Annotated in this window: 12 protein-coding genes; 7 read left to right on the forward strand and 5 right to left on the reverse strand. The window is 71.9% G+C overall.

Annotated elements, in window-relative coordinates; genetic code table 11:
- Positions 1-49: 49 nt before the first annotated feature.
- Positions 50-568, reverse strand: coding sequence for a 2'-5' RNA ligase family protein (locus tag OHA21_RS13870; RefSeq protein ID WP_328473949.1), 519 nt, complete (start codon positions 566-568; stop codon positions 50-52).
- Between the two features lie 87 nt (positions 569-655).
- Between OHA21_RS13870 and OHA21_RS13875 the strand changes: the two genes are divergently transcribed.
- The 5 genes from OHA21_RS13875 (at position 656) to OHA21_RS13895 (ending at position 5,010) form a co-directional block, all read left to right on the forward strand.
- A complete protein-coding gene (locus OHA21_RS13875; protein ID WP_328473951.1) occupies positions 656-1,573 on the forward strand; it encodes an ABC transporter ATP-binding protein in 918 nt (305 codons plus the stop codon).
- Positions 1,570-2,319: an ABC transporter permease gene (locus OHA21_RS13880; RefSeq protein WP_328473953.1), complete on the forward strand. Its 750-nt coding sequence runs from the start codon at positions 1,570-1,572 to the stop codon at positions 2,317-2,319. Before OHA21_RS13875 ends, OHA21_RS13880 begins: the two co-directional genes overlap by 4 nt.
- Before the next feature lie 7 nt (positions 2,320-2,326).
- Positions 2,327-3,427: a sensor histidine kinase gene (locus OHA21_RS13885; RefSeq protein ID WP_328473955.1), complete on the forward strand. Its 1,101-nt coding sequence runs from the start codon at positions 2,327-2,329 to the stop codon at positions 3,425-3,427.
- Positions 3,424-4,035 carry a response regulator transcription factor gene (locus tag OHA21_RS13890; RefSeq protein ID WP_328473957.1) on the forward strand — a complete coding sequence of 204 codons (612 nt, stop codon included), beginning with the start codon at positions 3,424-3,426 and terminating at the stop codon, positions 4,033-4,035. The genes OHA21_RS13885 and OHA21_RS13890 overlap by 4 nt, the downstream gene beginning before the upstream one ends.
- A 114-nt stretch (positions 4,036-4,149) precedes the next feature.
- Positions 4,150-5,010 (forward strand): sigma-70 family RNA polymerase sigma factor, encoded by an 861-nt coding sequence (locus OHA21_RS13895; protein WP_328473959.1) that lies wholly within the window; start codon positions 4,150-4,152, stop codon positions 5,008-5,010.
- Positions 5,011-5,152: 142 nt separating this feature from the next.
- Here OHA21_RS13895 and OHA21_RS13900 read toward each other — a convergent pair whose 3' ends face one another.
- Genes OHA21_RS13900 through OHA21_RS13915 form a run of 4 tightly spaced genes read right to left on the reverse strand, consistent with a single transcriptional unit; the run spans position 5,153 to position 7,850 of the window.
- Positions 5,153-5,476, reverse strand: coding sequence for a PadR family transcriptional regulator (locus OHA21_RS13900; protein WP_328473961.1), 324 nt, complete (start codon positions 5,474-5,476; stop codon positions 5,153-5,155).
- A gap of 12 nt (positions 5,477-5,488) precedes the next feature.
- Positions 5,489-6,556, reverse strand: a complete 1,068-nt coding sequence (locus OHA21_RS13905; RefSeq protein ID WP_328473963.1) for a hypothetical protein — start codon at positions 6,554-6,556, stop codon at positions 5,489-5,491.
- Positions 6,556-6,906 (reverse strand): PadR family transcriptional regulator, encoded by a 351-nt coding sequence (locus OHA21_RS13910; RefSeq protein ID WP_328473965.1) that lies wholly within the window; start codon positions 6,904-6,906, stop codon positions 6,556-6,558. Before OHA21_RS13910 ends, OHA21_RS13905 begins: the two co-directional genes overlap by 1 nt.
- Complete coding sequence (locus OHA21_RS13915) at positions 6,906-7,850, reverse strand: hypothetical protein (protein WP_328473967.1); 945 nt, start codon at positions 7,848-7,850, stop codon at positions 6,906-6,908. Before OHA21_RS13915 ends, OHA21_RS13910 begins: the two co-directional genes overlap by 1 nt.
- 250 nt (positions 7,851-8,100) lie before the next feature.
- On the opposite strand from OHA21_RS13915, the gene OHA21_RS13920 reads away from it, so the two are divergent.
- On the forward strand, positions 8,101-11,592 hold the full coding sequence (locus OHA21_RS13920; protein ID WP_328473969.1) for a P-loop NTPase fold protein: 3,492 nt from the start codon (positions 8,101-8,103) through the stop codon (positions 11,590-11,592).
- 150 nt (positions 11,593-11,742) lie between these two features.
- Positions 11,743-13,365: an ABC-F family ATP-binding cassette domain-containing protein gene (locus tag OHA21_RS13925; RefSeq protein ID WP_328473971.1), complete on the forward strand. Its 1,623-nt coding sequence runs from the start codon at positions 11,743-11,745 to the stop codon at positions 13,363-13,365.
- The last annotated feature ends 12 nt before the right edge of the window (positions 13,366-13,377 follow it).

Consider the following 13,377-nt stretch of genomic DNA (forward strand, 5'->3'; position numbering starts at 1 on the left):
GGCCACGCACCTCTCCCGGCCCGGGATACCGGCCTGAGTGGCGGCCGGGTCAGCCGAGCGGGAAGTCGGTCAGCGTGGTCCACGACGAGTCGGGGCGGCTGACCAGCAGGTGCACGGTGCTGACCCAGGCGTGGATCGGCAGGCGCTTCTCCACCTCGGCGGCCGCCGCGGTCAGCACCGGAAGCGGGTGGTCGTGCCCGATCGTCAGGTGCGGGACGACGTCGGTGAACTGGCCGCCGTACGGCTGGGCCCGCGGGAAACGGCCGGCGAGGCGGTGGGTCAGTTCCCGGAACGGCTCGTCTGGGGACGGCGACAGCCACACCACCCGCTCACCGAACCAGCAGACCCGGTCCAGGGTGAGGAAGAAGCGCGGTACCCCGGCGACCACGTGCCGGATGCCGGCCTGCACCTGGGCGGTCAGCTCGTTCGGTGGCAGGAACGGGAACAGGACGGTGACGTGCGCCGGGACACCGCGCGGGGCGCTGCGGTCCAGCCGCTGCCGCAGCTCGGCGACGGCCGGTTCGGCTTCCGGGACCAGCACGGCGAGGGCGCTCTGCGTCGGCTCCACTGCCGCAGACTAACCCTGACGAATGTCACGGTGCCGCCATGACGCCCGGCGCAGGCCGGCAACCGTGCACCGCGACACGATCAGGACATGACACTCACCGCTGCACCGACGACCGCGACGACGCTCGCGGTCGACCTGGACGGGGTGCGCAGGAGTTTCGGCACGGTCGCCGCGGTCGACGGGCTGAACCTGCGCATCCGTCCCGGGGAGGTGGTGGCCCTGCTCGGCCCCAACGGCGCCGGCAAGACCACCACGATCGACATGCTGCTGGGCCTGTCCCGGCCTGATCAGGGCACGGTCCGGGTGTACGGCCGCGCGCCGCAGGAGGCGGTCGCGCGGGGCCTGGTCTCGGCCGTGATGCAGACCGGCGGCCTGCTCAAGGACTACACGGTCGCCGAGACCGTACGCCTGACCGCCGTCCTGTTCGGCCGCCCGCGCACCACCGTGGACGAGATGCTGCGGCGGGCCGGGATCGCCGACATCGGCAACCGGCTGGTCGGCAAGTGTTCCGGCGGCCAGCAGCAGCGGCTGCGGTTCGCGATGGCCCTGCTGCCCGACCCGGAGCTGCTGATCCTGGACGAGCCGACGACCGGCATGGACGTCGGCGGCCGCCACGACTTCTGGTCGGCGATCCGCGAGGACGCGCGCGGCGGCCGTACCGTCGTGTTCGCCACCCACTACCTGGAGGAGGCCGACGCGTACGCGGACCGGGTGGTGTTCATGCGCCGCGGCCGGATCGTGGCCGACGGCACCGCCGCCGAGGTGAAGGCCCTCGCCTCCGGCCGCACTATACGCGCCACCCTGCCCGGCAGCGACGAGCACGACCTGGCCGGCATCGCCGGCGTGGAGAACGTCGAGGTCCGCGGCGACACCGTCTATCTGCACGGACGCGACACCGACGCGATCGCCCGGCACCTGCTCACCCGGACCTCCGCCCGGGACCTGGAGATCACCTCCCGCAACCTCGAAGACGCGTTCCTGACCCTGACAGGGGACGACGAATGACGACCGCAACCCTTCCGGTGGGCATGCTCGGACTGGAGCTGCGCCGCCTGGTGCGCAACAAACGCACCGTGATCTTCACGCTGATCATGCCGGCCGCGTTCTTCCTGCTGTTCGGCACCAGCTCCGGCTACCGCACCGAGCGGGTCGGCGACGGCAACGTCACCGGGTACGTGCTGATCAGCATGGCCGTCTACGGCGCGATGCTGGCCACCACCGGCGGCGGCGCGATGGTCTCCGTCGAGCGGGCCGCCGGCTGGAGCCGCCAGTTGCGGCTGACCCCGCTGAAACCGGCCGCGTACGTCGCCGTCAAAATCATCCTCGCGATGATCACCGGAGCGGTGTCGGTGGCCGTCGCGTTCGCCGTCGGCGCGGTCAGCGGCGCCGAACTGCCCGCCACCGCCTGGCTCGGCTGCGGCCTGCTGGCCTGGGCCTGCTCGCTGGTGTTCGCCGCGTTCGGCCTGTTCATGGGCTATCTGCTGCCCAGCGAGAACGTCATGCAGATCCTCGGGCCGGTCCTGGCGCTGCTGGCGTTCGCCGGTGGCCTGTTCGTCCCGGTCGACCAGCTCGGCGACACGTTCGCCACGATCGCCAAGTTCACCCCGGTGTACGGGGTCGGCGTGATCGCCCGCTACCCCCTGGTGCACGACGGCACCCTGTGGGTCGGGGTGATCAACGTCGTCGCGTGGACCGCCCTGTTCGCCGCGGGCGCGATGTGGCGCTTCCGCCGCGACACGGCCCGCGTCTAATAGGCACATGGCAGCAACAAGGAACCCGCCCCGCTGGGGCTGGGTGTTCGGCGCGGTCTGGCTCTTCTACCTCAGCGAGAGCCTGACCGCCCTGCTGCGTCACCCGTCCGGCTGGCAGCGCAGCGCCGGGCTGGCCGCGCTCGCCGGTTTCGTCGTGATCTACGTGCTGGTGCTCGGCCACCTGCGCCACGTCCGGTTCGGTCCACCGGCCGAGCGGTCCTCGCCGCTCATCTGGGCCGGGGTCGCCGCCATGCTGGTGCTGGGCGCGCTGCAGATCCCGGGCGCCGGCGCGCACGCGCTGACCTGCCTGGTCTACGTGGCGGCCACCGCGATGATGGGCCTGCCGCGCCGGCAGGGCGTCGTGGTGGCCGGGCTGCTGCTGGTCACGGCCGAGGTGTTGCTGCGGACCATGCCGGGCTGGCGGGCCGCCGGGCACGGCTACAGCCTGGCGATCGTGCTGGCCGCGGTGGCCACCGCCGGGATCCGGCTGGCCCTGGACCGGCAGCGCCGCCTCGTGCAGGCCCAGCACGAACTGGCCGAGCTCGCCGTCGCCGACGAGCGGGCCCGCATCGCCGCCGACCTGCACGACATCCTCGGCCACTCGCTGACCGTCGTCACCGTCAAGGCCGAACTCGCCCAGCGGCTGCTCGACGTCGACCTGGACCGGGCCCGCACCGAACTGCGCGACCTGGAGGGCCTGGCCCGCGACGCGCTCGCCGACGTGCGGGCCACCGCGCTGGGCATGCGCGGCATCTCCCTGCCCGGCGAGATCGCCGCCGCCCGCGAGGCCCTCGCGGCGGCGAACGTCGAGGCGGACCTGCCGGGCGCGGCCGACGAGGTGCCCACCCGCAACCGGGAGCTGTTCGCCTGGACGATCCGCGAGGCGGTCACCAACATCGTGCGGCACGCCGGCGCCGAGCACGCCGCGGTGCTGCTGCAACCGGACAGCGTCGAGATCGTCGACGACGGGCGCGGGGGAGCGGCCACCGGGAACGGGCAGGGCCTGGCCGGGCTGCGCCGCCGCGCCGACGAGGTCGGCGCCACCCTGACCGCCGGGCGCCGCGACGGCACCCCGGGATTCCGCGTACGCATGGAGGCGCCCTCGTGATCAGGTTGCTGCTCGCCGACGACCAGGCGCTGGTGCGCGGGGCGATGGCCGCCCTGCTGGACCTGGAGGCCGACCTGCGGGTGGTCGCCGAGGTCGGGCGCGGCGACGAGGTGGTCCCGGCCGCTCAGCAGCATGAGGTGGATGTGGCGCTGCTCGACGTACAGATGCCGGGTCTGGACGGGATCGCTGCGGCCCGGCTGCTGCGTGCGGCCCGGCCCCAGTGCCGGGTCTTGATGGTGACCACGTTCGGCCGGGCCGGTTATCTGCGGCAGGCGATGGCGGCGGGCGCCGACGGCTTCGTCGTGAAGGACACTCCCGCCCGGCAACTCGCCGACGCGGTCCGCCGGGTGCATCAGGGGCTGCGGGTCGTGGATCCGGCGCTGGCCGCGCAGAGCCTGGCCTTCGGCGACTCCCCGCTGACCGACCGCGAGACCGACGTGCTGCGCGCCGCCCAGGACGGCGGAACGGTCGCCGACATAGCCCGTGAGCTGGCACTTTCCGAAGGAACCATCCGTAACCATCTGTCCGCGGCGATCGGCAAGACCGGGGCACGTACCCGTGCCGAGGCGGTCCGGCTGGCCGTCGACAACGGGTGGTTACTGACGTAGGGGCACTTGAGGAAAAATTCTCAGTGCAACCGAGCGGCAACCGAGAGTGGCCGCTTCCTGCACCCGTTGCGGCGAAAAGTTCCCCCTGTCAGACGACACAGGGGGGATCTGAAGATGACCACGACCGTCCAGCCGAGCGCCGCCGTCACCCGTGAGCAGGAGGAGCTCATCCGCGACAACATGGCTCTGGTCGGCCACATGGTCCGCGAGATGCTGTTCAAGGTGCCGCCGCACGTGCACCGCGACGATCTCGCCTCGGCCGGGTACGCGGCGCTGGTCACCGCCGCCCAGGCCTACGACGACCAGCGGGGCATCCCGTTCGGCCGGTTCGCGGCGGTGCGGGTCCGCGGGGCGCTGCTCGACGAGCTGCGCAGCATGGACTGGGCCAGCCGTTCGGTGCGGGCCCGGGCCCGGCGCGCCGACGTCGCCCGTGAGGAGCTGACCCGCCAGCTCGGCCGTACCCCGACCGCTGAGGAGCTCGCCGAACTGCTCGGTGTCGCGGTCAGCGAGCTGAGCAGCGTCGACGACGACGTGCAGCGCGCCGCCGTGCTCTCGCTGCAGGGTTTCACCGCCGGCGCCGCCGAGGACCTGGTCACCGAGAACTCGATGAACCCCGAGGAGATGCTGCTGCACCGCGAGCGCCTCGGCTACCTGCACGACGCGGTCAACGTGCTGCCGGAGCGGCTGCGCTACGTCGTCGAGGCCTCCTTCCTGCAGGAACGCCCGCTGTCGGAGGTGGCCACGTCGCTGGGCGTGACCGAGTCGCGGGTGTCGCAGCTGCGCACCGAGGCGCTCGCGTTGCTGCGCGACGGGCTGACCACGCACATGGAGCAGAAGGGCGCGCCGGCCGCCAAGGACGGCTGCGTGGCCCGGCGCCGCGCGGCCTATGCCGCGCAGATCGCGGCCCGCAGCACGATGGCCTCGCGGCTGGGCGTCACCGACGTGCACGGCCAGCGCCTGGCCGCAGCCGCCTGATGAGCCGTCGGGGTACGGGGATGGCCGCTCCGGCGAATCAGGGCCGTCCCCGCTTGCTCCCCGGCGGCCGCCTGCGACTCAAGGTCATAGGGCCGCCGCCGGGAAAGGGTGCCGGGTCAAGCTTCTGCCGTTACGCCCCTGTTCAGGCGCCCGACAGGCCCGGCCGTAGGCGCAGCTGGCTCTCCGCGGTCGCGGCCCGCCTGCGCAGCCGCTCAGCCTCGACCGCCAGCGCTGCCGCACCCGAGTCGCTGAGCCGGTAGTAGCGCCGCAACCGGCCCTCGACCGCCTCCTCCCGCTCCACCTCGATCAGTTCCTGCTCGGCGAGGCGGTCCAGCGCACCGTACAGGGTGCCCGGCTTCAGCTTGACCTCGCCGGACGACAGCTCCAGCACGGACTGGACGATGCCGTACCCGTGCAGCGGCTGAGCGGCCAGCGCGGTGAGGATGAGAAACGTGGGCTCCTGCATGTCGACAGCCTTTCAGCTCGTCACGGGCCGGGTCGCGGGGGATGCCACCGGCCGCCCCCAGGACACCACCAGCACCGCCACGGCCAGCAGCACACCGGCGCCGAACATCGCCGCGGTCAGCCATTCCGGCCCGAACGGCCAGTACGGTCCCGGGGTCAGCGCGCTGTGCACGGTGAACGGCGGCCCGTCCAGGTCCCGGTTCTCGAAGGCGCGGACGACGTTGCCGTAGAACGCCGCCGCCGGCACCGCGAGGACCAGCGCCGCCAGGGTGCTCAGGGCTGCGGCGGCGCGTACCCGCCCCGGGTCGCTGTGCCGCAGCCGCTGGATCAGCGCGGCCGCGATCAGCCAGCCGGCCAGCATCCCGGCCAGCCCACCGATCACGATCAGCGGCAGCAGGCTCGCGTTCCCCGCCGGCCACAGCTGGATGCTGACCGTGCCGACCTGCGGCAACGACCAGCCGTCGACGTCCAGCACGACGCCGTCGCGTTCCGCGGTGAACGTGTAGTCGGTCACCGACACTCCGGTGGGCTGCCCGTTCGCGTCGATGACCACCGCGTCACGGGCCGGGCGCTGCACCTCGCTGACCTGCCAGCCGTCGGCGGCCAGCCGCTGCCGGGCCTGCTCGGCGTCCCAGCCGCCGGTCAGCTCGGTGTGGCCCAGCGTGGTCGGACCCCACCACGGCGAACTGTCGGTGATGTGGGTCGACCCCGGGCCGCCGGCCACCAACTGCTGCAGCTCGGTGGTCGCCGAGTCGGACGGGAGCGCGGCGAACGTACGCTCGGCAGCCCACGACCCGGCCGCCGACCCGATCGCGCCGCCGATCAGCAGCGCCAGCACGGCGAGTGCCCAGGCCAGCGGCCGCCCGGCCGGTAGCCGGAAACGCTGCCGGATCCCGCTGCCGAGCAGATGCCACATCTCGGCCCGGGCCGGCCGCTGCTGGCCCGGCTCGGCCATCTCCAGCAGCGTGGTGACGATCTCGCGCCCGTGCCGGCGCCGGTAGCCGGGCGGATAGGCCCGCAGCAGCCGCTTGTAGGTCCGCTCGAGCGCGGGGTCGGTCTGCGGCCAGTCACTGGTGGTCATCAACACTCTCCCGGATAGGCGAAGGACAGCCCCGGCACGATGCCCGGCCGCTGCCGCAGTTGTTCCTCGGCGGCTGCCGCCCGTTTGCGCAGCCGGTCGATCTCCACGTTCAGCGCCCCCGCGCCGCTGTCGCTGAGCCGGTAGTAGCGGCGCAGCCGGCCCTCGACGGCCTCCTCCCGGTCCACCAGGATCAGCTTCTCCTCGGCGAGACGATCCAGCGCGCCGTACAGGGTCCCGGGCTTCAACCGCACGTCCCCGGCGGACAGGTCCAGCACGGACTGGACGATGCCGTACCCGTGCAACGGCTGCGCGGCCAGCGCCGCCAGGATCAGAAACGTCGGCTCCTGCATCAGCCGGTCACCGCCTCGGTCTCGGCCGCCGGCGCCGTCCAGCCGGGTGCGGCGACCATCAGGACGAGGCCCGTTCCGAGCAGGGCCAGGTTGAGCCAGGCCGGCCCGAACGGCCAGTACGGTCCCGGCGTGAGCGCACTGTGCACGGTGAACACCGCGGTCTCGCTGCCGGCCTCGCGGAAGGCGCGCAGCACATTGCCGTAGAACGCGGTCGCCGGAACAGCCAGTGCGAGCCCGGCCAGGACCGTCACCGCAGCAGCACTGCGGGCACGGCCCGGGCTGGTGCGCCGCATCCGGCGCAGCAGCGCGGCCGCGACCAGCCAGCCACCGGCCATCCCGGCCAGGCCGCCCAGCACGATCAGCGGCAGCAGACTGGCGTTACCGGCCGTCCGCGTCGCGGTGTCGACCAGCGTGAACTGGTCGCTGCCCTGGCTGTGGACCTGCAGGATCACGCCGTCGCGTTCCGCGGTGAACGAGCTGATCGCGAACGTGACGGTCGTCGCGGCACCGGTCTCGTCGACCGATGTACCGGTCTGCGGCCTGCTGTCGACCGCACCGACCTGCCAGCCGCCGGCGGCCAGACGCTGCCGGGCCGCCTCGGCATCCCACTGTCGCCGCTGTTCGACGAGGGTGCTCCAACTGACCGGGTTCGTGAACCAGGGAGTCGGATTGCCGTCGGCCAGCGCGGGATCCGCGCCCAACCCGCCGGCCACCTGCTCGTGCAGCACCCAGCCCGCGTCCGCATCCGGCGCGTCGGCGAACGTCTGCTCAGCCACCCACGAACCCGCGGCGGCCCCGAGCCCGCCGCCGATCAGCAGTGCCAGCACGACGGCCACCCAGGCGAGCGGCCGCCCGGCCGGCAGCCGAAACCGATGTCGCACCCCGGACGCCGCCAGATGCCAGACCTCACCCATTCCGGGCCGCCGCTGCCCCGGCTCGGCCATTTCCAGGAGCGTGGTGACGAACGCGGCCCCGTGCTCCCGCCGAAACGATCCCGGATAGACCCTGAGTAGGCGGCGGTAGGCCCGCTCCAGCCGAGGATCAACCCGCGGCCACTCAGCCGCCGTCATGCCCGCCCCCGCGGTGAAAGCTCTCGATGCATGGCCGAGACAGTACGCCCGACGCTATATATCGTCAACCGACCTATCCGGTCGGGTACTGCTTTCGGGACATCGATGAGGCCAAGATGGCTCCATGGTCGACACGGTTGAGCGCCCGCAGGTCTTCCTGAGCTACGCCGCAGCCAACCAGCAATACGCGACCAGGTTGTTCGACAGCCTGGGCCGGCTTCTGGGACCCGATTCGGTGTGGATCGACACCATGGTCGGCTCAGCGGATCGGTGGGAGCCGGCGACAGTGGAGGCGCTGCGGGCTGCCGATGTGCTCGTCGTTCTGCTGAGTCGTGACGATCGCGACTACTCCTTGTCAGACAGTCAGCGAACCGAGTTGGCTGCAGCGCACGATCTGGGTCGCGACGTGCTTCTCATCCTGGTTGAGCCCCCGCCCGGACCAGCACCGATGGCGCAGGATGTCACGAGCTACCCGACGCAGATTCTTCGCGATGCCTTCTGGGACGACGACGCCCGGACGATCGCCTCGGAGATCAACGCACGGGCCACGTCGGCACCGCCCATCCGGCCCGACATGCCGGCACCGGACATGTTCTTCGTCGGGCGCCAGGAGATCCTGGCCCAGGTCGTGGCCGCGCTGACGGGAACGAGCGGCGAACGCACCCCGATCGTGGTGATCACCGGACCACCCGGCATCGGCAAGACCTCGGTGGCAAGGGTCGCGGCCGAGCGGGTTGCCACCGCTTTCCCGGACGGTTCGATCTTCGTCAGCCTCCGTAACTTCACCAGCACCGAGACGGTGCTCGAGACACTCCTTCGACACATGGGCGTCGACCCGAAGGAGATGCCGGACAGCCTTCCGGGTCGCCAACATCTGTACCGGTCATTGCTGTCCGGCAAGCGGCTGCTGGTCCTGCTGGACGATGTCGAGTCCTCGGCGGACCTGCGGTCGTTGCTGCCTCCCCGATCCCGGTCCGCCGTGTTGATCACGACGCAGTCCTGGTCGGAGGGAGGCTTTCCGGCCGGCGAAGTCACCACGTTCGAGCTCAGCGGCCTGCCCATCAGGGACGGCCTGAAAGTCCTGCGCCATTCCGCCGGACCGGACGTCGTCGACGCCGACCTTGCGAGTGCTGACCGGCTCGTTCAGGCAGTGGACGGATCACCGCTGGCTCTCCGGCTCGTGGCGTCTCAGGCCCGCACCCGCGGGCTGACGTCCCTGGGCCCGCTGGCGACCACCCTGGAAGGGGCCGAGCGCGGTGAAGCAGCCGCACGACTGCTGCTCGACCGCGCCTACGAAGCGCTCTCCCCGGAGCAGCGCAGGCTCTTCCGACGGCTCGCCGTGCTGCCGACACCACACTTCGAGGCCGGGCTCGCCGCTGCGCTTCTGGACACCGACCCCGCCGGCGTCGCCGAGCACCTGCAGCCGCTCGCCGCCGCATCCCTGATCGACACCACCACGCCGGGCTCCTACGAACTCAGCGACCTGACCTATCGCTTCGCAGCCGCGCAACTGGACGCCGACGAGACCACCCAGGACCGCAGCGCCGCCTTCGACCGGGCGATCCGCTGGATGTCGGTCCGAACGGCCTTCAGCCCGGAGATGCCGATCACCCGGGACTATTGGACCGCTGACGACACGCTCGGCTATTCGCCGTACGCGGATGCTATTGCCGCCTTTGTGCGGCATCGCGGCACGCGGCCGCCGCTGACGATCGGGGTGACCGCGCCCTGGGGTGCCGGTAAGACCTCGCTGATGCGCATGGTGCAGGAACGCCTCGATCCGCGTGCTGATCGGGAGCGCTGGACGCCCGCCCAACTGCGGCTGACCGCCGAGGCCCGCAAGCTGCTGCGGGCCCGCACCGACCGGCTGACCAACAGCGAGCTGCTGCACCGCACCGCCGAGCCGCCGATCGAGGCCGACGCCCGCGATCTCGATGTGGAGCCGCCGCAGACCGCCGACAGTTGGCGGCCGACGGTCTGGTTCAACCCGTGGATGTACCAGAACGGCGAGCAGATCTGGGCCGGCCTCGCCTACGAGATCATCACCCAGGTCACCGGCCGGCTCACGACCGCTGACCGGGAGCGGTTCTGGCTTGCCCTGAACCTGCGCCGCATCGACCGCCAGGTCCTGCGGCGCCGGATCTACCGTCAGCTGGTCGACCGTTTCCTGCCGTGGCTGCTGTGGCTCGCCCTGGCCGTCGTCCTGGCCACCGCCGGCCTGTTCCTCGCGGTCGTGCTGCCGACGATCGCCGGCTACCTGCGCATCGGCGCTGCCGGGCTGATGTCGCTGGCCGGTGTCACGTTCAGCATCGGCGCGCTCGTCGCCACCCTCAAGTTCCTGGGCGCCAAGGCGGCCGGCTCCTTCGGCCCGCTGCTGCGCGTCCCGGACCCGGTCAAGACCGCCGTCGACCAGTCCGGCACCGAACTCAAGGGCGCCTACACCGACCTGTTCCCGGACCCGGCCTACGACCGGCGCCTCGGCTTCCTGCACCTCGTGCAGACCGACATGCGCCGCGTCCTGGACCTGATCGCCACCCAGGAACGCCCGCTGGTCGTGTTCGTCGACGACCTGGACCGCTGCTCACCGGGTGCCGTCGTGCAGGTCATCGAGGCGATCAACCTGTTCCTGGCGGGGGAGTTCCCGAACTGCGTGTTCGTCGTCGCGATGGAACCGGCGGTCGTGGCCGCCCACGTCGAGTCCGTCTACAAGGACCTGGCCAAGCATCCGGAGGTCAGCCGTTCCACGGCCGAGGGCGCCACGCTCGGCTGGCGGTTCCTGGAGAAGATCGTGCAGCTGCCGCTCAACCTGCCGCCGCCGGACCCGGCCCGGCAGACCCGCGGCTACCTCGATTCGCTGCTCGAGCGGCCCACATCTGCGGTGACCACGCCGGCCGACCCGGCTCCGCCGTCGGCCACCACCACGACGGCACCGGCGCCGGCGGCGACATCAGATCCGGCGGTGACGAGAACAGCCGCAGCCACACCGGCACCCGTGACCGCGCCGGCCACACCGGACCGGGCCGCGCTGGTCCGGACCTTGGAAGCGGCGATCCGGCGGCGCAACCCGACGACCGGGTCGCTGGCGGAGGTGGCTCTGCAGGCGCAGCGGGAAGTGTTGCCCGGCTCGCCGGAGACGGTTCTGCCGGAGACGTCGGAGGCCGCCAACCGGGTGCTGGTCGAGTTGTACAGCGACAGCGAGGCCCGTACCGCGATTCTGGCCGGCGTGCCCGGCCTGGCCTCGGACAACCCGCGGGAGATCAAGCGGTTCGTCAATCTGTTCCGGTTCTACAGCTTCATCGCCCAGCAGCACCGGCTGCAGGGGCTGTCCCCGGCCGGCGGGGCCGAGATCGCCAAGCTGTGTGTGCTGGCGATCCGCTGGCCGAACCTGCTCGCCCTGTTCGGCCGGCCCGGCGACCACGCCGAGCCCACCAACCTCGGCCACCTGGAGAGTTCCGTCCGGGACGGGGACGCCAACGCCTGGCGCAACGGGCTGCGCCGCGTCGGTCTGCTGGTCCAGGACCAGCAGGTCCAGACCAACCCGGCGTGGGCCGAGGAGCTGCGGCGTTTCCTGAGCACCGAGCCGCGCATCGCCGACCTGGCCGACCGGATGCTGTAAATCGGTTGCCGCGGCGCAACCGGCGAGGCAGGGTTGTCGAGGATCTGCTGCCGGCCCGAGGAGTGCATGCCCCGATGTGAGAGCGACCCGACCCTGCCCAGCGCCGTTCGACCGGCGCTTCCCTGTCGGTGTCCCGCTTCGGAGGCCTCGTTGCAACCTCGTCACTCTCACCTCAAGGCCGTCGGTCTCGGCCGCGCCCACGACGGTGACCTGCTGTTCTCCGGGTTCGACCTGGTGCTGGGCGCCGGCGACCGGATCGGGGTGGTCGGTCCCAACGGCGCCGGCAAGACCACCCTGCTGAGGGTTCTGGCCGGCGAGCTCAAACCCACCGCCGGCAGTGTGACCGTGTCGCCGGGAGCGCACGTGGAACACGTACCCCAGCAGATGCCCGACCTCGACGGCAGCGTCGGCGCGTTCCTGGCCGGTGGGCTCGGTGAGCTCGCGCAGGTCATCGCGCGGATGCGCGATCTGGAGGGGCGGCTCGCGGCCGGTGAGGACGTGCTGGCCGAGTTCGGTGTGGTGCAGGAACGCTGGACCGCGCTGCAGGGCTGGACCGCCGAGGCCCGGATCACCGAGATCCGCCAGCGCCTGGACATCGGGCACCTGCCCGGCGAGCTGCCGGTGGCCGCGGTCAGCGGTGGCGAGCAGGCCCGGCTGCTGCTGGCCCGGGCGCTGCTCGGCGCCGCCGACAACAGCGGGCCGGATCTGCTGCTGCTCGACGAGCCGACCAACCACCTGGACGCCGAGGGCGCGGCCTGGCTGCGGCAATGGCTGCACGACTTCCCGGGCGGGGTGCTCGCGGTCAGCCACGACCGGGCGTTCCTGGACGAGTTCGCGACCCGGATCATCGAGCTGGACGGCATCGACGAGCAGCCCCAGGACTATCCGGGCGGCGGTTACACCGCCTACCGCGCCGAGAAACAGCGCCGCTGGGAGCGGCTGCTACTCGATTACGAGGCGCAGGAGAAGGACCGGTTGCGGTGGGAAGCCGACATCGAGAAGACCAAGGGGTACGCGGCCGGCGTCGAGAACACCGTGCGATCCGGCGCCGAGGCCCCGCACCTGCGCCGGGTGGCCCGTCTGGTGGCGCGCAAGGCGAAGGTCCGTGAGCGGCGGCTGCGCCGGCAGATGGCGTCGGTGAAGTGGATCGCGCAGCCGCGGACCCGCCCGCCGCTGACCCTGGCGTTCCCGGGCGACGACGCCGAGGACCGCGAGATCGTGCTGAAGGTCCGGGATCTGACGGTCGCCTTCGACACCCGCACCCTGCTCGATCACCTCGACCTGGACGTCACGCGTGGCGACCGGATCGTCATCACGGGGCGTAACGGTTCTGGCAAGACCACGCTGTTGCGGGCGCTCGCGGAGCGTCATCCCGAGGCGGCGGTGCTGCCGCAGTCCGACGCCGGGTTACGGGATGCCACCAGCATGCTGGACTTCTTCCGGGCCCGGGTGCCGGTCTACGTCGACGACGCCGAGCGGTTGCTGGCCGGGCACCAGTTCGAGCCGAAGCAGTGGAGCGCCCCGGTGCGCGACCTGTCCGCCGGGGAGCTGCGGCGGCTGCTGCTGGCCGTGGTCGTCAACAGCCCGTCGCGGGTGCTGCTGCTCGACGAGCCGACCAACTACCTGGACTTCGAGGCGCTGGACGTGGTCGAGGAGGCGCTCCGGCGCTACAGGGGGACGCTGCTGTTCGTCAGCCACGACCGGTATTTCGCCGATGCGGTGGGCCACACCCGGCACTGGCATGTCGCAGACGGACAAGTGATCGAAAACTGAGAAACTGGCGAC

The organism is Actinoplanes sp. NBC_00393, from assembly GCF_036053395.1.
Lineage (GTDB): Bacteria > Actinomycetota > Actinomycetes > Mycobacteriales > Micromonosporaceae > Actinoplanes.